Source organism: Oricola indica, assembly GCF_965227485.1.
Lineage (GTDB): Bacteria > Pseudomonadota > Alphaproteobacteria > Rhizobiales > Rhizobiaceae > Oricola > Oricola indica.
In genome coordinates, this window is record NZ_OZ245747.1 from 1,753,728 (window position 1) to 1,773,534 (window position 19,807).

Consider the following 19,807-nt stretch of genomic DNA (forward strand, 5'->3'; position numbering starts at 1 on the left):
CCGGGAGAGGGATTGGCGACATGTTTTACTGGCTGACGGAATTCTCCGATCACTTTCAGATATTCAACCTGTTCCGGTACCTGACATTCAGGACCGGCGGTTCGCTGATCACCTCGGCCTTCATCGTCTTTTTGTTCGGGCCTCGGATCATCGCGTCCTTGCGTATCCGCCAGGGCAAGGGTCAGCCGATCCGCGCCGACGGGCCGCAGACCCATTTCAAGAAGGCCGGAACGCCGACCATGGGCGGGCTGATGATGCTGTGCGGCATCGTCGGATCGACGCTTCTGTGGGGCAACCTGACCAGCCTCTATGTCTGGGTCGTGTTGCTGGTCACGCTGGGATTCGGCCTGATCGGCCTTTACGACGACTATCTCAAGGTCACCAAACAGAGCGACAAGGGCTTTTCCGGTAAGGCGCGTCTCGCGCTCGAGTTCGTGATCGCGGGCGCGGCGACCTTCCTGATCATGAAGACCGGCGATTCGCCGTTCTCGTCGAGCCTGACCTTTCCCTTCTTCAAGGACTGGATCATCAATCTCGGCTGGTTCTTCATTCCGTTCGGCGCCTTCGTGGTCGTGGGCGCGGGCAATGCGGTCAACCTGACGGACGGGCTCGACGGACTGGCCATCGTGCCGATCATGATCGCGGCGTCCTCCTTCGGCGTGATCGCCTATCTGTCGGGCAACGCCATCTTCGCCGAATATCTCCAGATCCATTTCGTGCCGGGCACCGGCGAGTTGTCCGTCATTCTCGGCGCGGTCATCGGAGCCGGGCTGGGCTTCCTGTGGTTCAACGCGCCGCCGGCGGCGATCTTCATGGGCGACACCGGTTCTCTGGCGCTGGGTGGCCTGATCGGCACCGTGGCCGTGGCGACTAAGCACGAGATCGTCATGGCGATCATCGGCGGGCTGTTCGTGGTGGAGGCGATGTCGGTGATCGTTCAGGTCGCCTATTTCAAGGCGACGGGCCGGCGGGTCTTCCTGATGGCGCCGATCCACCATCACTATGAAAAGAAAGGCTGGACGGAGAGCCAGATCGTCATCCGTTTCTGGATCATCGCGGTGATTCTCGCGCTGATCGGTCTGTCTACGCTGAAGCTCAGATGATCCCGGTCACCACAGCCAAAGGCACGCGTATCGCGCTGTTCGGCCTCGGCGGCTCGGGGCTCTCGACCGCGCGCGCACTGATTACCGGAGGAGCCGAGGTGACCTGCTGGGACGACAATCCGGGCACGGTGGAAAAGGCCGAGGCGGACGGGATACCGGTCGGCGATCTGCATGCGCTGGACTGGGCGTCGGTCGACAGCCTCGTTCTCGCGCCGGGCGTGCCGCTGACCCATCCCAAGCCGCACTGGTCGGTCGATCTGGCGCATGGGTCGAATACGGAGGTGATCGGCGATGTCGAGCTGTTCTGTCGCGAACGCCGCGCGCTGGCGCCGAAATCGCCTTTCGTCGCGATCACGGGCACCAACGGCAAGTCGACGACGACGGCGCTGATTGCGCATATCCTTCGCGAGGCGGGCCGCGACGTCCAACTCGGCGGCAATATCGGCACGCCGATCCTCGAGCTGGAGCCGCCGGCGGCGCATCGCCACCACGTCGTGGAGTGTTCGTCGTACCAGATCGATCTCGCGCCTTCGCTCGATCCGAGCATCGGCATCCTGCTCAATCTCTCGCCGGATCATCTCGACCGCCATGGCACGATGGAGCGCTATGCCGCGATCAAGGCGCGGCTGTTGCAGGCGAGCGACTACGCGGTTTGCGGCATCGATGACGACTGGTGCCGGCGGATCGCGATCGGGCTTGAGGACGACCAGGCGCGTATCGAGACGATATCGGTGACCGACGGCGCATCGCTCGATCTGTCGGACGCGCCGTCGCTGCGCGGCGACCACAATTTGCAGAACGCGCTGGCCGCCGCCGCGGCATGCCGGGCGCTGGGGCTCGATGAAAACGAGATCAAGGCCGGGCTCGACAGTTTTCCGGGGCTCGCGCACCGGATGCAGATCGTGGCGCGGCGCGGCAATGTCAGCTTCGTCAACGATTCCAAGGCGACCAATGCGGATGCGGCCGCAAAGTCGCTTTCGAGCTTCAACGGGATCCACTGGATCGCCGGCGGCCTGCCCAAGGAAGGCGGGATCGAACCGCTTCGGCCATTGTTCGGGCGGATCGCCAAGGCCTATCTGATCGGCGACGCCGCGCCGCAATTCGCGGCGACGCTGGGCGAGGCCGTGCCCTACGAGATATCGGGCACGATGGATATCGCGGTGGCCCATGCTGCCGCCGACGCGGCGGATGCGCCGGAGGGCGAGCCCGTGGTGCTGCTCGCGCCCGCGGCGGCCAGCTTCGACCAGTTCAGGAACTTCGAAAAACGTGGTGAAGCCTTTGTTAATGCCGTCATGGCATTGAAGGGGATGGGTACTTTACCGACAGGGCAAACGGGGGACGATGCATAATGTATAATCGCAGCGACCGCAGCGCCGTGGCGGAATGGTGGTGGACGATCGACCGCTGGTTCCTCGCCGCTTTCATCGTGCTGATCGGCTTCGGTGTCGTCCTGTCCTTTGCGGCCAGCCCGGCCGTTGCCGAACGCATCGGGCTCGACGCCTATCACTTCGTGGAGCGGCACGCGCTGTTCCTTGCGCCCGCGATCGCGCTGATGATCGGGGTCTCCTTCCTCGATCCGCGCCAGATCCGGCGGCTGGCGCTCGTCGTGCTCATTGTCTCGGTGGCGCTGATGGTGATGGCGCTGTTCTTCGGCGTCGAGGTCAAGGGATCGCGGCGCTGGGTGCGTATCGCCGGGTTGTCGCTGCAGCCATCGGAGTTCATGAAACCGGCCTTCGTCATTCTGTGCGCGTGGCTGTTCGCGGAATCCAAGCGCCGGCCGGAAATTCCGGGAAGCCTGATCGCCATGATCCTGTTCGCGGCGATGTCGGTTCTCCTGATCGCGCAGCCCGATCTCGGCCAGACGGTCCTGCTGGCGGGAACATGGGGCGCGATGTTCTTTATCGCCGGCCTGTCGTGGCTGTGGATCGTTGTGCTCGGCGGCGTTGCCGCATCGGGCATGGTGGGCGCCTATTTCGTCTTCCCGCACGTGGCCGCGCGCATCAACCGGTTCCTGACCGGCGAGGGCGACACCTACCAGGTCGATACCGGCCGCGAGGCGATCATCCGCGGTGGATGGTTCGGCCAGGGGCCGGGCGAGGGCACCGTCAAGCGTATCCTGCCGGACAGCCACACCGACTTCGTCTTCTCCGTGCTGGCCGAGGAATTCGGCATTCTCTTGTGCGCCGTGCTTGTCGGGGTTTTCGCCTTCATCGTGCTGCGCGCGCTGTCGCGGGCGATGCGCGACCAGGACCCGTTCCAGCGTTTTGCCGTGAGCGGGCTGGCCGTACTGATCGGCTTCCAGTCGACGATCAATATCGCGGTGAACCTGCAACTGATGCCCGCCAAGGGCATGACGCTGCCCTTCGTTTCCTATGGCGGTTCGTCGATGCTCGCGGTCGCGCTGACGGCGGGCATGCTGCTGGCGCTGACACGCCGCCGTCCGGAAAGCCGGGCCGGGCGCGTGCAGTTCCACGCCTCATCGCATTTCCAGCCGGCGGCGTAGGTCGGGCAATGGCGAAATCACGAGGCACGATCCTGATCTCGGCCGGCGGGACCGGCGGCCATCTGTTTCCGGCAGAAGCGCTGGCGCATGAGTTGAAGGCGCGCGGCTGGTCCGTGCCGCTGGCGACGGATTCGCGCGCGACGCGCTATGCCGACCGCTTTCCCGAGGACAAGCTGCACGTCATCCACTCGGCGACGCCGTCGGGCAAGAACCCGGTTCGGCTGATCGGCGCGGCGTGGACGCTGTTCAAGGGCATGCGCCAGTCGAGCGCGTTGCTGAAATTTCTCAAGCCGAAGGCCGTGGTCGGGTTCGGAGGCTATCCGACCGTGCCGCCGCTATGGTCGGCGACAGGGGCGTTTCCCACCGTGATCCACGAACAGAACGCGGTGATGGGCCGGGCCAACAAGATGCTGTCGCGCCGGGTGACGGCGATTGCCGGCGGCTTCCTGAAAGCGGAAGGGCCTTTGGCGGACAGGATCGTCGAGACGGGCAATCCGGTGCGTCCGGCGGTTATCGCCGCGTCTCAGACGCCGTTCGAGACGCCGCAGCGCGGCGGGAAGCTTCGGCTCGTTGTCTTCGGCGGCAGCCAGGGCGCGCGGTTCTTTTCCGATACGCTGCCGGAAGCGGTCGCCCTGATGGGCGAGGACATGCGGTCGCGTCTCGAGGTTGCCCAGCAGGCACGGCCGGAAGACGAGGAACGCGCAAGGGCGCGCTACGCGGAACTCGGCGTCAAGGCGGAGGTTTCTCCCTTCTTCTCCGATCTTCCGGAGCGGATCGCCGGCGCGCATCTCGTCATGTCGCGGTCCGGCGCATCCACCGTATCCGAGATCGCGGCCATCGGCCGGCCGGCGGTCTTCGTTCCCTATCCGCATGCGCTCGACCACGATCAGGCCGCCAACGCGGCGGCGCTGGAGGCTGCCGGCGGAGCGCTTGTGCGCCGCGAGCAGGATCTGGACGCCGCCGCCGTCGCGGCGCTGCTGGAGGAGCTTCTCGACGATCCGGACCGGCTCGACGCCATGGCGGAAGCCGCCCGCAAGGCCGGCAAGCCGGAGGCCACCGCCTTGCTTGCGGACCTTGTAGAGGCTATTGCCTCGGGCCGGACCGCGGCCGAATTCAAGGCCGGCTAGGACAGCAAAGCAGGACAGTTTCCCATGAAGATGCCGCAGAATATCGGCCTTGTGCATTTCGTCGGAATTGGCGGCATCGGCATGAGCGGTATCGCGGAAGTGCTGCACAATCTCGGTTACGAGGTGCAGGGTTCCGACCAGTCCGACAACGCCAATGTGCAGCGGCTCAAAGCGAAGGGCATCGAGGTCTTCATCGGGCATTCCGCCGACAATCTCGGCGCGGCGGAAGTGGTCGTGGTCTCGACGGCGATCAAGCCGGACAATGCCGAACTGATCGCGGCGCGCGAGCGGGTGCTGCCCATCGTGAGGCGCGCCGAGATGCTGGCCGAGATCATGCGGTTCCGCAACGCGGTCGCGATCGGCGGCACGCATGGCAAGACGACGACCACCTCCATGGTGGCGACGCTGCTGGAGGCCGGCGGGCTCGATCCGACCGTGATCAATGGCGGCATCATCAACGCCTACGGCACCAATGCCCGCATGGGCGAGGGCGAGTGGATGGTGGTCGAAGCCGACGAGAGCGACGGCACCTTCCTGAAGCTCCCCGCCGACGTCGCGGTGGTCACCAATATCGATCCGGAGCATCTCGACCATTACGGTTCGTTCGACAAGGTGCGCGACGCGTTTAGGCAGTTCGTCGAGAACGTGCCTTTCTACGGCTATGGCGTGATGTGCATCGATCATCCCGAGGTGCAGGCCCTGACCTCGCGCATCGTCGACCGGCGTATCGTGACCTATGGCGAGAATCCGCAGGCGGATGTGCGCTTTTCGGGTCATCGCATGGATGGCGCGGTTTCCGTGTTCGACGTGACGATCCGCGACCGCAAGACCGGCGCAGTGACCGAAATCCGCGACCTGCACCTGCCGATGCCCGGCCGGCACAATGTTTCCAACGCGACGGCGGCGATCGCCGTTGCGCACGAACTCGGCATGGACGCCGAGGCGATCAAGCGCGGGCTGCTGTCGTTTGGCGGGGTGAAGCGGCGCTTCACGCCGACGGGAACGTGGGACGGCGTGCGCATCTTCGACGATTACGGCCACCATCCCGTCGAGATCAAGGCCGTGCTGCATGCGGCGCGCGACGCTGCCGGCGAGGGCCGGGTGGTCGCGGTCATGCAGCCGCACCGCTATACGCGCCTGCGCGACCTGTTCGACGATTTCGCGTCCTGTTTCAACGAGGCTGACACGGTGCTCGTCGCACCGGTCTATGCGGCGGGCGAACAGCCGATCGACGGGATCGGCTCGGCCGAACTGGTGTCGCGCATGAAGGCGGGCGGGCACCGCGACGCGCGCGCCATCGACGGACCGGAGGCCATCGCGCCGATCATTCGCGATGTCGCAAAGGCCGGTGATTTCGTGATCTTCCTTGGCGCCGGCAATATCACGCAGTGGGCCTACGCGCTTCCGAAGGAGCTTGGAGGCGAACCGGTCTCATGACGGCGATCGACGGAAATCTCCTGCTCGAGCGCCTTTCGGACCGTCTCGACGGCATTCGCGGCCGGCTGACGCCGAATGCGCCGATGGACCAGATCACATGGTTCCGCACCGGCGGACCCGCCGAGCTGTTGTTCCAGCCTGCGGATGCGGACGACCTCGCGGAATTCCTCAGGGTGCTGCCCGCCGACGTGCCGTTCACCGTCGTCGGTGTGGGCTCGAACCTGCTCGTGCGCGACGGCGGTATCCCGGGTGTCGTGATCCGGCTTTCGGCGAAAGGCTTCGGGCAGGTCGCTCTGCAGGAAGGCAATCGCATACTGGCCGGCGCGGCGCTCCCGGACAAAAGGCTCGCCGCATTCGCGCTGTCGCAGTCGCTTTCGGGTTTCTCGTTCTACCATGGAATTCCGGGCTCCATCGGCGGTGCGTTGCGCATGAATGCCGGTGCAAATGGCGGCGAGACGCGAGAGCGTGTCGTCGAGGTTTATGCGGTCGACCGCCAGGGCAACAGGCATACGCTGTCGAACGAGGCGATGGGCTATTCCTACCGCCATTCCGGTGCGCCGAAGGATCTGATCTTCACCGGTGCGCTTTTCGAAGGCTATACGGAAGACGAGGCCGTCATAAAGGCTGAGATGGACGCTGTTCAGCACCACCGCGAGACGGTGCAGCCGGTCAAGGAGAAGACGGGCGGATCGACCTTCAAGAATCCGGAAGGCACCTCGGCCTGGAAGGAAGTCGACAAGGCGGGTTGCCGCGGACTGATGATCGGCGGCGCCCAGATGAGTCCGATGCATTGCAACTTCATGATCAATACCGGCACGGCGACCAGTCACGATCTCGAAACTCTGGGCGAGACGGTGCGCGCGGAAGTCCTGGAGACCTCGGGCATCCGTCTGGAATGGGAGATCAAACGGATCGGCCTGTTCAGGCAGGGACAGGAAGTCCAGGAATTCATGGGCCTGATGCTCTAGGGCGCATTTCGGTTGCCCCATATGCAAGAAGGCGGTGACCTCGGTCGCCGCCTCCCTGCATCAGCTCGGGTATCCGGTCAAAAACGCTGGCCCGAAGGCATCACAACGTCATTCACCGACGTCTCGACCGATGTTTGTCCCTGAGGTCCGCAAGGAACCTTTCGGGCCCGCTGTCCAAAAGCCCGAAGGCTTCCCGACCGCGTTGGCGTTACGGTAAGAACCGCCGTTCGCCACGTTACCGGCCGCACCGGCTCCGGCCGAAGCCGTCTCCGATACGCCCCACCGCTACGACCTGAAGATCGCCCTTGCGGGCCTTCGCGGCTTCACGATTGGGCTGCGGCTGGATCCGGTCCGGATTTCGCTGCTCGGCAGGTAATTTCCTTGTCCGGGCCGCAGTAGGGACAGTCTTCTCCCGATCGCGCGACGTGTCGAGCGGCGAATCGTGCTTATCCCCGGTGTCCCCGGAGTTCACAGGCAGGAATGTCAGAAAAGGGTCAGGAGTCGCAGACGATGCGGTTGCGGCCCGATTTCTTGGCTTCGTAGAGCTTTTCGTCGGCGCGCGTCAACAGCTGCTCCGGATCGTCGCCCGCGCGGAATGTCGCAACGCCGAAGGAGGCGGTGAGCTTGCCGATCGGCTTCTTGCCCTGCGAGAGGACGAGGCGCGATTTGTCGAGCTGGTGCATGATGTGCTTGCAGAGCGTGCGAGCACTGTCGGCCTGCCTGGCCGGCAGGATCAGCGCGAATTCCTCGCCGCCATAGCGCGCCGCGAGATCGCGTCCCTTGACGTTGGCCATCAGGATCGTGGCGAAATAGCGCAGCACGTCGTCGCCAACGAGATGGCCATGCGTATCGTTGATGACCTTGAAATGGTCGATGTCGAGCAGAACGAGGCACATGGGCGCCTTGCTTTTCTCCGCCTCGACCACTTCCTGGGCGAGGCGCGTTTCGAAGAAGCGCCGGTTGGCGAGATTGGTCATCGGGTCGCGCAATTCCTTCTCGCGCGATTTCTCAAGGCTGGAGCGCAGTCTTCGAACCTGCGCGCGCGACTTGGTGAGGCATTCGTTGAGCGCCGACGTTTCGGACCGCATCCGGGCGTTTTCACGAAGCAGCAGTTCGATTGCGCTCCGGACCTGCGAAGGCGATGAATTCGCCGACAGGTTGCCGGCCATCTTCGTCAACGAACCGGAATAGCTGTCGCTGGACGAAAGATGCGCCTGCACCAGCTTCGCGATCTCGTCCATTTCGCGGTCGAGATGGTAGCTGACGGCATCCTGGTGCCGGCGTTCCTGCTCGGTCGCGGAAAGATGTTCCAGGTGAACCTGGTCGAGTTCGTAGGTCCCGAGCGAGCCGCCTTTTTCGAGGATCTTGTTGATCTTGCGGGCGACCGCCTCCGGAATGCCGGAGGCGTAGGAGTACCAGACCTCGTAGGTCTTCGGCACCGGCGGCGTCTGATAGGTGTTGGCGAGCAGCATCGCCTTGGCGGCGAGAGCCTCGGCCGCCTTGAACTCGGCGTTCTCCGACTTCGGCGTGTCCGGTTTCACCGGCGCCGGTCTCATGAAATCGAGCATCGGATCACCCCGTTCGGCGCATTGTCGCGGAAGATCGTCACGCGGCCGGATTCTCGCCAGCCGCCGTTTCGGCGCGCGGTGCCCGTCTCTTTCCGCAGATCGATATCGCCTGACATTCCAACCCCTTTTCCCCACGTGACCCGTTTCGCCCGTTTCCGACAGGAGATCCGGACATCGCGCATGGATATGCGCGGTCGAACGGGTCTCACTTGAAGGAAAACATCCCGGATCGATGCCGGGCCACAGTGCGGTGTCATGCCGCCGGAAGGCGCTAGGTCGCGTATCGCCGGTTGTAAACGAGGCGGCTTAAGAAAGCTCGAAGCGGGATGGTTAACCGTCCGGAACTTAGGACATGTTGCGCCGGCGGCGAGGATTTGCGTGGCGCCGTCGTCCGAAATCGGGCATAGCGCGGCGATGACCCACACTGTCGATTCCAAACCGTCTGGCGGCGAACTCCGGAGCGAGACCGCTGCGCCCATGGGGCGCATCGGGCATTTGCGCGCGACGCTTGCGCTGGGCGTTCCGCTGGTCGGGTCGCAGATCGGGCTGATGCTGATCAATACAACCGACACGATCATGCTCGGCTGGTATTCGGTGGAAGCGCTTGCGGCCAGCGTGCTGGCGACGCCGTTCTTCTTCGTGGTGATGATTTTCGGTTCGGGCTTCAGCCAGGCGGTGCTGCCGATCGCCGCGCAGGCGGAGGGCAAGGGCGACACGCGCGGCGTGCGACGCGCCGTGCGTATGGGCCTGTGGGTGGCCATCGCCTATTCGGCGCTGGTCATGCCGCTGCTCTGGTATGCCGAGGCGATCCTTCTGGCGCTCGGGCAGGAGGCCGACGTCGCGGCGCTGGCGGGGGATTACATGCGAATCGCCCAATGGGCGATGCTTCCTGCGCTGGCCGCGCAGGGGCTGCGCGCCTTCCTGTCGGCGGTCGAGCGGCCGCGTATCATCTTCTGGTCGACGGTCGCCGGCGCGCTGTTGAACGGGTTTCTCAACTGGCTGCTGATCTTCGGCAACTGGGGCGCGCCGGAAATGGGCGTGCGCGGCGCTGCGATCGCCTCGCTCGGCACCACCGCGCTGACCTTCGCGGTGCTCGCCGCGCATGTCGTCACCGACCGGAAAGCGGCGGAGTACGAGATATTCGCCCGTTTCTGGCGGCCGGACTGGCCGGATCTCCGCGACGTGCTGCGCATGGGCGTTCCGATCTCGATCACCATTCTCGCGGAGGTGATGCTGTTCGTCTTCACCTCGGTGATGATGGGCTGGCTCGGCGTCGTGGCGCTGGCGGCGCACGGCATCGCCATGCAGCTTTCCTCCATCGCCTTCATGGTGCCGCTCGGCATGTCGCAGGCGGCGACCGTGCGGATCGGGCGGGCGTTCGGGCGCGGCGACGCGCTCGGGCTCAATCGCGCGGCCGTTTCGGCGATGGGCATATGCCTGGCCTTCGCGACGATGAGCGGGCTGGTGTTCTGGACGCTTCCGGCGCCACTGATTTCGCTGTTCCTCGACAATACCGAAGCGAAGGCGGCGGACGTGATCGCCTATGCCGTGCCGCTGCTGGTCATCGCGGGCGTATTCCAGCTCTTCGACAATGCCCAGGCCGTCGGCACGGGGCTGTTACGCGGGCTGAAGGACACGCGCGTGCCGATGCTGCTGGCGATCCTGTGCTACTGGGGCATCGGGTTTCCGCTGGCCTACGTGCTCGGTTTCGTGTTCGATCTCGGCGGCGCCGGGGTGTGGACCGGTCTTGCCGGCGGGCTGGCTTTTGCGGCCGTTTCGATGAATTTGCGCTTTCTCATGCTGCGCCCGAAACCGCCAGAACAGACCGCGGTCACATCAAGCTGACTCTCGGTTTTTTGGCCGCTGCTCTTGCCAGCGAATCAAACCTCTGATTCTTTTCGGTTCAGTCCCATGATCGGCTGATTCGGACGCTGTGCGCGTCAATCTGTTCGCGTAATCCCGGCACGCGACGCCGTGCGGATTCATGCCGTCGCCGAGCGGGAAGGAAAGGGAAACATGAACGATCGCAAGCCGAAGCACGTCGCAGTCCTGATGGGTGGGTTCTCGTCCGAACGACCCGTCAGCCTGATGTCCGGCACGGCCTGCGCCGACGAGCTGGAGAGGTGCGGCTACACGGTCACTCGCGTCGATGTCGACCGCGACGTCGCCACTCGGCTCGCGGAACTCAGGCCGGACGTCGCCTTCAACGCGCTGCACGGTCCGTTCGGCGAAGACGGCAAGATCCAGGGCATCCTCGAATATCTGGAAATTCCCTACACCCATTCCGGCGTCCTTTCGGCAGCCGTGACCATGGACAAGGAGATGGCCAAGCGGGTGGCGAAATCCGTCGGCATCCCGTTGGCCGAATCGAAGGTCATGAACCGGCACGACTTCGCGTCGACCCATCCGCTCAAACCGCCCTATGTGGTCAAGCCGGTTTCGGAAGGGTCCAGTTTCGGGGTCGTGATCGTCAAGGAGGACCAGCCGCATCCGCCGCAGATCCTGACCTCGCCGGAGTGGAAATATGGCGACCGGGTGATGGTGGAGCGGTACGTTCACGGGCGCGAACTGACCTGCGCGGTGATGGGCGACGTCGCGCTCGGCGTGACCGAGATCGTTCCGCAGGGACATCAGTTCTACGATTACGATTCCAAATACGTCGCCGGGGGATCAAATCATGTGTGTCCGGCAGAAATTTCACCAAATATTTACCAAACAATAACCAAGCTGGCACTCAAAGCACATCAGGCCTTCGGGTGCCGGGGCGTGACCCGTTCCGACTTCCGCTACGACGACCGGTTTTCCAAGAACGGAGAGGTCATCTGGCTGGAGATCAACACCCAACCGGGGATGACGGCGACGTCGCTGGTTCCCGAACTGGCCGAACATGCCGGGCACTCCTTCGGGGAGCTCTTGAGTTGGATGGTGGAGGACGCATCTTGTTTGCGTTGAACGGGAAAAGCAGAGGAAAGGGCCGCGTCGCGCCGGATGGCAGCGAAGGCGAAGGCCGTTTCGTCGTGCCCAGGCTCCTGCGCCGCCCCGCCCGCCTGTTTTCCAAGATTTTCGCCGGTGACATCACGGTTCCGCGTTACGCGGAAGCGGTGGGGCTCGTTTCGCTCTTCGCGGCGACCGCACTCTACGGTTCGGTGGCGGGCGGTCAGTTCGGCGCGGTCGCCAACACGGTGACGGCGTCGCTCGGATTCGCGGTGCAGGAAGTCGAGATTTCCGGCCAGGTGAATACGTCCGAAGTCGCCGTGATCGACGCGCTGGGCCTCGGCGAATCAACGTCGCTTGCCCTGCTCGACGTGCGCGATGCGCGCGAATCACTTCAGGATCTGCCCTGGGTCGAGCGGGCCGAAGTCCGCAAGGTCTATCCGGGCAAGCTGGAAATTCGCATCGACGAACGCCAGGCCTTCGCGATCTGGCAGTCCGGTGACGCGCTGTCGCTGATCGAACGCGACGGGCGGGTAATCGCCGCCTATTCCGGATATGGCTTCAACAATCTGCCGCTGGTCGTCGGACCTGGCGCGGCGACATCAGCGGCGTCCTTCATGGAACTGCTTTTGGATTATCCCGCTGTTGCCGGCAAGGTGAAAGCGCTGATCCATGTGGGCGAGCGCCGCTGGGATGTCCGGCTGGCGAACGGTATCACCGTGAAGCTGCCCGCCGAAGAGCCCGAAAAGGCGGTCGAGCGGCTGCTCGTCATGGATGCGGGCACGCAGATCCTGTCGCGCGATATCGCCTCCATCGATCTCCGGCTCGCCGACCGCACGACCGTTGCGCTGACCGAGAACGCCATGGCGCGCCGCGAGGCTGCGCTGAAGGCGCGTGAAAAGGCCATCAAGGCCGCGAAGCGGAGCAGCATCTGATGCCAACCAAGCCCCGCGCTCCCGAACAGAAAAAGCCACGGCGGACCGCCGTCGTCACGGTGCTCGATATCGGCAGCGCCAAGACGGCCTGCATCATCGCGCGCATGGTGCCCAACGAGGGTGGACAGTACCTGCACGGCCGCACGCATGCGCCGGAGGTGATCGGCATCGGTCACACCAAGTCGCATGGCGTGAAATCGGGCCTGATCAACGATCTCGACGCCGCTGAGCAGTCGGTGCGCCACGCGGTGGACGCCGCGGAACGCATGGCCGGGCTGACGGTCGATTCGATGATCGTCAATGTCAGCGCCGGGCGGCTTTCGAGCCATGTTTCCAGCGCGTCGATCGAACTCGACGAGAACCGGCCGATCTCGAAATCGGATATCGCGAAGGTCCTGAAGGCCGGCGTGGCGCGCGCATCCAATGTCGATCGCACCGTTCTGCACATGCTTCCCGTCGACCACGTGCTCGACGGCGAGCGCGGCATTGTCGATCCGCGCGGCATGGTCGGGCGCGAGCTGACGCTCAACATGCATGTCCTGACCGCCGATGCCGCACCGCTGCGCAACGTGGAAATGTGCGTGAACCGCGCGCATCTGAGCGTCGAGGCGATGGTTGCGACGCCCTATGCGAGCGGGCTTGCCGCGCTTGTCGATGACGAACTCGACCTCGGCTGCGCCTGTGTCGACATGGGTGCGGGCACGACATCGGTGGCGATTTTCGCCGAGCGCGCCTTCATCCATGCCGACAGCATCCCGGTTGGCGGGCATCACGTGACGATGGACATCGCACGCGGCTTTTCCTGCCGGCTCGACGATGCCGAAAGGCTGAAGGTCATGCAGGGCTCGGCGCTTGCGGGGCCGGCCGACGAACGCGACGTCATCCAGGTGCCGGCGATCGGCGATGAGGACAGCGGTTACGCGACGCAAGTCCCGCGCAGCCTGCTTAACCGTATAATAGCCGCACGTGTCGAGGAGACCCTTGAGATGCTGCGCGATCGCATCAACAAATCCGGCTATTCCAGCGTTGTCGGCAAGCGCGTCGTCCTGACGGGCGGCGCGGCGCAACTGACCGGCATGCCGGAACTGGCGCGGCGTATTCTCGGGCGCAATGTGCGGATCGGACGTCCTCTCGGCGTCAGCGGCCTGCCGGCAGCGGCCAAGGGGCCTGCTTTCGCGGCAGCGGCGGGGCTTATGATTTATCCGCAGGTGGCGAAAAACGACCACAGCACGATGAAATTCGGGCACCCGTTCCGCATGGCGGGCACGGGGACCGACGGGCCATTGGGACGCATGACCCAGTGGCTAAGGGACAGTTTTTAAAGGAATCGCGGGGCGGCCCGCGTTCGGATGTGGCGGCGCATCCGGCATCAGAAAGGATGGAAACCATGACGATCAATCTTCAAAAGCCGGATATCACTGAGTTGAAGCCGCGTATAACGGTCTTCGGCGTTGGTGGCGGTGGCGGAAACGCCGTCAACAACATGATCAATGCCGGCCTGGAGGGCGTCGACTTCGTGGTCGCCAACACGGACGCGCAGGCTCTGTCCATGAACAAGGCGGAGCGGATCGTCCAGCTCGGGCTCGGTGTTACCGAGGGTCTCGGCGCGGGATCGCAGCCGGATATCGGACGCTCGGCCGCCGAGGAATGCATCGACGAGATCAACGATCATCTGAACGGCACGCATATGTGCTTCGTCACCGCCGGCATGGGCGGCGGCACGGGCACGGGCGCGGCACCGGTCGTTGCCAGCGCGGCGCGCGCCAAGGGCATCCTGACCGTTGGCGTCGTCACCAAGCCGTTCCATTTCGAAGGCCAGCGCCGCATGCGCACGGCTGATGCCGGCATCGAGGAACTGCAGCAGAACGTCGATACGCTGATCGTCATTCCGAACCAGAACCTGTTCCGAATCGCCAACGACAAGACGACCTTCGCGGACGCCTTCGGCATGGCCGACCAGGTTCTCTATTCCGGCGTCGCCTGCATCACCGACCTGATGGTCAAGGAAGGCCTCATCAACCTCGACTTCGCCGACGTGCGTTCGGTGATGCGCGAGATGGGCAAGGCGATGATGGGAACCGGCGAGGCATCCGGCGAGGGCCGGGCCATGACCGCCGCCGAAGCCGCGATCGCCAACCCGCTGCTCGACGAAACCTCGATGAAGGGCGCGCAGGGCCTTCTGATCTCGATCACGGGCGGCCGCGACATGACCCTGTTCGAGGTCGACGAAGCCGCAACCCGCATCCGCGAGGAAGTCGATCAGGACGCCAACATCATTCTCGGTGCGACCTTCGACGAATCGCTCGAGGGCATCATCCGCGTCTCGGTCGTCGCGACCGGCATCGAAGCGCAGCCTGCCGCGTCGAGCCGCCCGGATACGGAACTTCGAGCCCAGCCGCGCGCCGTCTCCGCTCCCGCGGCCCGTCCGGCCGCAGCACCGTCTTCGACGCCTGCGCCTTCATCGACCGCACCGCGCGCCGCGGCACCGTCTCCGGCGCCTCAGGCCACGGCGCCCGCGCCCCGGCCAGCGATGCAGGAAGAAGAGGTTAGCGAAGTGATTCGCGAGGCCGAGCGCGACATGTCGGCCTTCGAGCAGAAAGCCGCCGCGGCACCGGCTGCTCCGGCTCCGGACTTCAAGCCGCAGAGCCGACTCTTCACCAGCGCGCAGCAGCCTATGCGCGCGGCACCGGCAACCGCGCCGATCGCAGCCACCCAGGCCGCGCCTGCCGCTCAGGCTCCAGCACCCGCCGCTCATGCCGCGCCCGCGCGGCCGCAGCCGATGGAAACGCAGATGAGCGAATCGCCGCGGATGCCGCGCGTCGAGGATTTCCCGCCGATGGTTCAGGCGGAAGTCGATTCGCATTCGACGCACAGCCATGCCGGCGAGGAGGACGATCGCGGTCCGATCGGTCTGCTCAAGCGCCTGACCCATGGTCTTTCCCGCGATGAGAAACCGGCTGCGGCGCCGAAGTTGCGTCCGGCCGATCCCGGGCTCGATCATGGCCAGGCGGAGCCCCGTCGTCAGCTTTCCCAGGATGCCCAGCTCTATGCTCCGCGGCGTGGACAGCTCGACGATCAGGGCCGTCAGCAGGCACATGGCGGGGCTGCTTCGGAAGACGATCAGTTGGAGATTCCCGCGTTTTTGCGCCGGCAGGCCAACTGAGCCTCAACGAATGTAACGAAGTGAAAGGGCGGGCCGTCGAAAACGGCTCGCCCTTGTCATTTAAGCTTCTGAAATAAAAGGGTTTTCTTTTAGGTTCGCAAATTGTAAACTAGGTAACAATTAGTAAAAAAGCGTGATTTGGTCCGAGGGGCGAGTCACGGATAATGTCCCCGCAGAGGGGAGAACCAGCCTGGTGGAAGCCGCAGGCGGTTCGTGCATTACGCCAAAGAGCATCGCGTTTTCGTTGGTGCTTCAGCGGAAAGGCCAATGGGGACCAAGTTGCAAGGATACCAAGCCACACTCTGCGAAAAGGCAGATTTGTCCGGCGTCGCTGTCCACAGCGGTGAACAGGTTTCAATCAGGCTTCTCCCTGCTGCCCCGAACACTGGTGTCAAATTCAGGCGAATTTATGAGGACGGATTGGTCGCGGAACTGACGGCAGTCGCCGGTCAGGTCGGCGCGACGGACCTGTGTACGATGCTGGGCGATCCCTCCGGCGTGCATGTCGCAACCGTCGAGCATCTCATGGCCGCGTTCTGGGCGACCCGCCTGGACAATGTGGTGGTCGAGATCGACGGCAACGAAGTGCCGGTGATGGACGGATCGAGCCGCGTTTTCATCGAAGCCATCGACGAGGCGGGCATCACGCACCACGCGGTGAAGCGCCGCTATGTCCGCGTCAAGAAGACGGTCCGCGTCGAGATCGGCGGCTCATGGGCGGAGTTCAAGCCGCATATGGGAACGCGTTTCGAGGTCGTGATCGATTTCGACAGCCCGCTGATCGGCCGTCAGGAATTCAAGTCCGACGTCAATGGCGACGTGTTCCGGGGTGAACTCGCCAATGCCCGCACATTCGGTTTCATGAAGGATGTCGAGCGGCTTTGGGCGTCCGGCCATGCGCTCGGGTCCTCTCTCGAGAATTCCGTAGTCATCAGCGACGATCACGCCGTGATCAATCCGGAAGGGCTGCGTTTCCGCGACGAATTCGTTCGCCACAAGACACTCGACGCCATTGGCGATCTCGCCCTTGCCGGCGCGCAGTTTATTGGGTGCTATTCATCCTATCGCGGCGGGCACCGCCTCAATGCGGCGGCGCTCAAGGCGCTGCTGACGGACCGTACAGCCTTCGAAATCGTTGAAACGCCGGAAAAACGCGAACGTGTTTTCTCCGGCGATTTCGTTGCCGTCGCGGCGGCACAGGCACAGATGCACGCACCCTGGGTGCTCTGATCCCGAACGGCGTGCCATTTTCACAACGCATCGCAACTGATTGCAGTGAAGGACGTGGTGATTGACGCCGCGCCACAAAATCGCGACATTCTGGCCGCACGGCGTTGCCGGTCGAATTGCGACACGGTAATGGACGATCTCGCGAGCGGCTTCCAACCGCCAGCCGCGAATACGGGAAGATGAATATGACGACCTTGTCTGCGGAAAATGCAATGCGAGCCAGCCGAAATCTCGTTCGTGTCGCGACGGTGGCGGCCTGTGCCGGGCTGATCGGCGCTTGCGCAAGCAAGGACAAGGGCGTGGACCTGCAGGCCTATGTCGACACGATCGAACCGGCCGACGTGCTCTACAACCAGGCGCTCGCCAATATGAACAACGGCAAGTACCGCGAGGCGGCGCGCAAGTTCGAGGCGGTCGACCGGCAGCATCCCTATTCGGAATTCGCCCGCAAGGCGAATGTCATGGGCGCTTTCAGTTCCTACAAGATGGGCGCTTATGACGATGCGGTGCAGGCGGCACGGCGGTTTGTGAATCTCTATCCGACCGACGAAGACGCGGCCTACGCCCAGTATATCATCGGCCTGTCCTATTTCGCGCAGATGCCCGAAGTGACGCGGGACCAGCGCGACACGGTGCTGGCGATGCAGAACTTCAACGAGCTGATCGAGCGCTATCCCGATTCGATCTATGTCGAGGACGCGAAGGAAAAGATGCGCGCGGCCCGCGACCAGCTCGCCGGCAAGGAAATGCAGATCGGGCGTTACTATCTCGAACGCCGCGAATACCCCGGTGCGGTCAATCGCTTCCGCACGGTGGTCGAGGATTATTCCAATACGCGTCACGTCGAAGAAGCACTGGCCCGCCTGGTCGAGACCTATCTCTCCATGGGCCTTGTTTCCGAGGCGCAGACGGCGGCCGCGGTGCTTGGCCACAACTTCCCGGACAGCCAGTGGTACTCCGATTCCTACGCATTGCTGCAGAGCGGTGGCGTGGAGCCACGCGAGAACACCAATTCCTGGATTTCGCGCGCCAGCAAAATCTTCGGTAGCTGAGGCAAGCGGGCCGGGGGAAACTGAGCGGTCATGCTGTCACAGCTCTCGATCCGCGACATCGTACTGATCGAGACTCTCGATATCGATTTCTCCAAGGGGCTTTCCGTCCTGACCGGCGAAACCGGTGCGGGCAAGTCGATCCTGCTCGATGCGCTGTCTCTGGCGCTGGGCGCGCGTGGTGACGCCTCGCTGGTCCGCCACGGCGCGAAGCACGGCCAGGTTACGGCGTTGTTCGACCTCGCACCCACTCATCCCGTTCGCGCATTGCTGGAAGAAAGCGGTATCGACGCCGAGGCGAGCGAACCGGTTATCCTGAGACGCATGCAGTCGGATGACGGGCGGACCCGGGGCTTCGTCAACGACCAGCCGGCAAGCGCGGGGCTCCTCAAGTCGATCGGCCGCGCGCTGGTCGAGATCCACGGCCAGCATGACGACCGGGCTCTGGTCGATGCGGCGACCCACCGCGATCTCCTCGATGCGTTTGGCGGCCTCAAATCTGAAGTGGCGCATGTCGGGTCGCTTTTCCGGTCCTGGAAAGCGGCTGAGAAGGCGCTGGCGGTTCATCGCGCGCGTGTGGAGGAAACGGCGCGCGAGGCGGATTACCTGCGCGCTTCGCATGAGGAATTGTCCAAGCTTGCACCGGAACCGGGCGAGGAAGAGGGGCTGGCCGAAAAGCGTGCGCAGATGATGCGCGCCGAAAAGATCGCCGGCGACCTCAACGAAGCGCATGACGTGCTGTCGGGACAGGCGTCGCCCGTGCCGCATATCGCAAGCCTGTTGCGGCGGCTGGAACGCAAGGCGGAAGAAGCGCCGGGTCTGCTCGACGACGTCAACACCGCGCTCGGCTCGGCGCTGGACCATCTTGCCGATGCGCAGGCTCGCATCGAGGTGGCGGTCAACACGTCGGAATTCGATCCGCGCGAACTGGAAGCGATCGAGGAGCGTCTCTTCGCGCTTCGCGCCGCCTCGCGGAAGTTCAATGTCGCGGTGGACGACCTGCCGGCGCTCACCATCGATTTCGCCGACCAGCTTGCCGATCTCGATGCCGGCGAGAGCCGGCTCGGCGAACTGGAAAAGGCGGCGGAGGAGACGCGCGAGGTCTATGACCGGGCGGCCGCGGCGCTGTCCCGGGCGCGCCTCGGCACGCGCGACGAACTCGTCGCGGCGGTGATGGCGGAGCTTCCGGACCTGAAGCTGGAACGCGCCGAGTTCATCGTGGAGATGGCCAGCGACGCCGAACAACGCTCCGAAGAGGGCATCGACCGGATCGAGTTCTGGGTGCGCACCAATCCCGGGACACGGGCCGGGCCGATGATGAAGGTCGCCTCGGGCGGAGAGCTGTCGCGTTTCCTGCTCGCGCTGAAAGTGGCGCTCGCCGATCGCGGCTCCGCGCCGACGCTGGTCTTCGACGAGATCGACACCGGTGTCGGCGGCGCCGTGGCGGATGCGATCGGGTCGCGGCTGCGCAGGCTGTCGGAGACCGTGCAGGTGCTTTCGGTGACCCATGCGCCGCAGGTCGCCGCGCGCGCCGCATCGCACTTCCTGATCGCCAAGGCCCCGTCGCATGGCGAGCAGGTGGTTACCTCGGTCGCCTGCATGGGCGATGACGAACGCCGCGAGGAAATCGCGCGCATGCTGGCCGGCGCGACGATCACGGACGAGGCGCGGGCAGCCGCCTCGCAGCTTCTGAAAGCCGGCTGACAGCAGAGTTCATGGATTGCGGCGAAAGCGGTTTGCCCGTTGAAGGTTCGCCGCTAAATTCCGCTTGGATATGAGTCGGATAGGCG

Annotated in this window: 15 protein-coding genes; 14 read left to right on the top strand and 1 reads right to left on the bottom strand. The window is 64.3% G+C overall.

The annotated features are described in order from the left end of the window. Positions 1 to 20 precede the first annotated feature (20 nt). From mraY to murB, 6 genes are read left to right on the top strand one after another with little or no spacing between them, the layout of a single operon-like run. The gene (gene mraY, locus ACQK2M_RS08975) at positions 21 to 1,103 is read left to right on the top strand and encodes a phospho-N-acetylmuramoyl-pentapeptide-transferase (RefSeq protein ID WP_223475704.1); all 1,083 of its coding nucleotides are present in this window, start codon (positions 21 to 23) and stop codon (positions 1,101 to 1,103) included. Continuing rightward, the gene (murD, locus tag ACQK2M_RS08980; RefSeq protein WP_425417505.1) at positions 1,100 to 2,452 is read left to right on the top strand and encodes a UDP-N-acetylmuramoyl-L-alanine--D-glutamate ligase; all 1,353 of its coding nucleotides are present in this window, start codon (positions 1,100 to 1,102) and stop codon (positions 2,450 to 2,452) included. Before mraY ends, murD begins: the two co-directional genes overlap by 4 nt. Then, positions 2,452 to 3,606: a putative lipid II flippase FtsW gene (gene ftsW, locus ACQK2M_RS08985; protein WP_425417506.1), complete on the top strand. Its 1,155-nt coding sequence runs from the start codon at positions 2,452 to 2,454 to the stop codon at positions 3,604 to 3,606. Before murD ends, ftsW begins: the two co-directional genes overlap by 1 nt. 8 nt (positions 3,607 to 3,614) lie before the next feature. After that, the gene (murG, locus tag ACQK2M_RS08990) at positions 3,615 to 4,733 is read left to right on the top strand and encodes an undecaprenyldiphospho-muramoylpentapeptide beta-N-acetylglucosaminyltransferase (RefSeq protein ID WP_425417507.1); all 1,119 of its coding nucleotides are present in this window, start codon (positions 3,615 to 3,617) and stop codon (positions 4,731 to 4,733) included. A 24-nt stretch (positions 4,734 to 4,757) separates the two neighbouring features. Continuing rightward, positions 4,758 to 6,170: a UDP-N-acetylmuramate--L-alanine ligase gene (murC, locus tag ACQK2M_RS08995; RefSeq protein WP_425417508.1), complete on the top strand. Its 1,413-nt coding sequence runs from the start codon at positions 4,758 to 4,760 to the stop codon at positions 6,168 to 6,170. Further along, the gene (murB, locus tag ACQK2M_RS09000) at positions 6,167 to 7,138 is read left to right on the top strand and encodes a UDP-N-acetylmuramate dehydrogenase (protein WP_425417509.1); all 972 of its coding nucleotides are present in this window, start codon (positions 6,167 to 6,169) and stop codon (positions 7,136 to 7,138) included. The genes murC and murB overlap by 4 nt, the downstream gene beginning before the upstream one ends. 494 nt (positions 7,139 to 7,632) lie before the next feature. Here murB and ACQK2M_RS09005 read toward each other — a convergent pair whose 3' ends face one another. After that, complete coding sequence (locus ACQK2M_RS09005) at positions 7,633 to 8,706, bottom strand: GGDEF domain-containing protein (protein WP_425417510.1); 1,074 nt, start codon at positions 8,704 to 8,706, stop codon at positions 7,633 to 7,635. 414 nt (positions 8,707 to 9,120) lie between these two features. Between ACQK2M_RS09005 and ACQK2M_RS09010 the strand changes: the two genes are divergently transcribed. The 8 genes from ACQK2M_RS09010 (at position 9,121) to recN (ending at position 19,721) form a co-directional block, all read left to right on the top strand. Further along, complete coding sequence (locus tag ACQK2M_RS09010) at positions 9,121 to 10,551, top strand: MATE family efflux transporter (RefSeq protein WP_425417511.1); 1,431 nt, start codon at positions 9,121 to 9,123, stop codon at positions 10,549 to 10,551. A gap of 171 nt (positions 10,552 to 10,722) precedes the next feature. After that, entirely contained in the window at positions 10,723 to 11,658 is a 936-nt protein-coding gene (locus tag ACQK2M_RS09015; RefSeq protein ID WP_223475695.1) for a D-alanine--D-alanine ligase, read from the top strand. After that, positions 11,646 to 12,575 carry a cell division protein FtsQ/DivIB gene (locus ACQK2M_RS09020; RefSeq protein WP_425417512.1) on the top strand — a complete coding sequence of 310 codons (930 nt, stop codon included), beginning with the start codon at positions 11,646 to 11,648 and terminating at the stop codon, positions 12,573 to 12,575. The genes ACQK2M_RS09015 and ACQK2M_RS09020 overlap by 13 nt, the downstream gene beginning before the upstream one ends. Beyond that, a complete protein-coding gene (gene ftsA, locus ACQK2M_RS09025) occupies positions 12,575 to 13,897 on the top strand; it encodes a cell division protein FtsA (RefSeq protein ID WP_223475693.1) in 1,323 nt (440 codons plus the stop codon). Before ACQK2M_RS09020 ends, ftsA begins: the two co-directional genes overlap by 1 nt. Positions 13,898 to 13,962: 65 nt before the next feature. Continuing rightward, positions 13,963 to 15,738 (top strand): cell division protein FtsZ, encoded by a 1,776-nt coding sequence (ftsZ, locus tag ACQK2M_RS09030; RefSeq protein ID WP_425417513.1) that lies wholly within the window; start codon positions 13,963 to 13,965, stop codon positions 15,736 to 15,738. Between the two features lie 267 nt (positions 15,739 to 16,005). Beyond that, a complete protein-coding gene (gene lpxC, locus ACQK2M_RS09035; RefSeq protein WP_425417514.1) occupies positions 16,006 to 16,968 on the top strand; it encodes a UDP-3-O-acyl-N-acetylglucosamine deacetylase in 963 nt (320 codons plus the stop codon). A gap of 212 nt (positions 16,969 to 17,180) precedes the next feature. After that, on the top strand, positions 17,181 to 18,020 hold the full coding sequence (locus ACQK2M_RS09040) for an outer membrane protein assembly factor BamD (protein ID WP_425417515.1): 840 nt from the start codon (positions 17,181 to 17,183) through the stop codon (positions 18,018 to 18,020). A 30-nt stretch (positions 18,021 to 18,050) separates the two neighbouring features. Further along, positions 18,051 to 19,721 carry a DNA repair protein RecN gene (gene recN / locus ACQK2M_RS09045; RefSeq protein WP_425417516.1) on the top strand — a complete coding sequence of 557 codons (1,671 nt, stop codon included), beginning with the start codon at positions 18,051 to 18,053 and terminating at the stop codon, positions 19,719 to 19,721. The last annotated feature ends 86 nt before the right edge of the window (positions 19,722 to 19,807 follow it).

Bases quoted from the DNA above. Each gene is read 5' to 3' on its own strand.
- ACQK2M_RS09015 (WP_223475695.1), top strand. From the start codon at position 10,723: ATGAACGATCGCAAGCCGAAGCACGTCGCAGTCCTGATGGGTGGGTTC.
- murB (WP_425417509.1), top strand. From the start codon at position 6,167: ATGACGGCGATCGACGGAAATCTCCTGCTCGAGCGCCTTTCGGACCGT.
- lpxC (WP_425417514.1), top strand. From the start codon at position 16,006: ATGGGGACCAAGTTGCAAGGATACCAAGCCACACTCTGCGAAAAGGCA.
- ACQK2M_RS09040 (WP_425417515.1), top strand. From the start codon at position 17,181: ATGCGAGCCAGCCGAAATCTCGTTCGTGTCGCGACGGTGGCGGCCTGT.
- ACQK2M_RS09005 (WP_425417510.1), bottom strand. From the start codon at position 8,706: ATGCTCGATTTCATGAGACCGGCGCCGGTGAAACCGGACACGCCGAAG.
- ACQK2M_RS09010 (WP_425417511.1), top strand. From the start codon at position 9,121: ATGACCCACACTGTCGATTCCAAACCGTCTGGCGGCGAACTCCGGAGC.
- ftsW (WP_425417506.1), top strand. From the start codon at position 2,452: ATGTATAATCGCAGCGACCGCAGCGCCGTGGCGGAATGGTGGTGGACG.
- mraY (WP_223475704.1), top strand. From the start codon at position 21: ATGTTTTACTGGCTGACGGAATTCTCCGATCACTTTCAGATATTCAAC.
- murD (WP_425417505.1), top strand. From the start codon at position 1,100: ATGATCCCGGTCACCACAGCCAAAGGCACGCGTATCGCGCTGTTCGGC.
- recN (WP_425417516.1), top strand. From the start codon at position 18,051: ATGCTGTCACAGCTCTCGATCCGCGACATCGTACTGATCGAGACTCTC.
- murC (WP_425417508.1), top strand. From the start codon at position 4,758: ATGAAGATGCCGCAGAATATCGGCCTTGTGCATTTCGTCGGAATTGGC.
- ftsZ (WP_425417513.1), top strand. From the start codon at position 13,963: ATGACGATCAATCTTCAAAAGCCGGATATCACTGAGTTGAAGCCGCGT.
- murG (WP_425417507.1), top strand. From the start codon at position 3,615: ATGGCGAAATCACGAGGCACGATCCTGATCTCGGCCGGCGGGACCGGC.
- ftsA (WP_223475693.1), top strand. From the start codon at position 12,575: ATGCCAACCAAGCCCCGCGCTCCCGAACAGAAAAAGCCACGGCGGACC.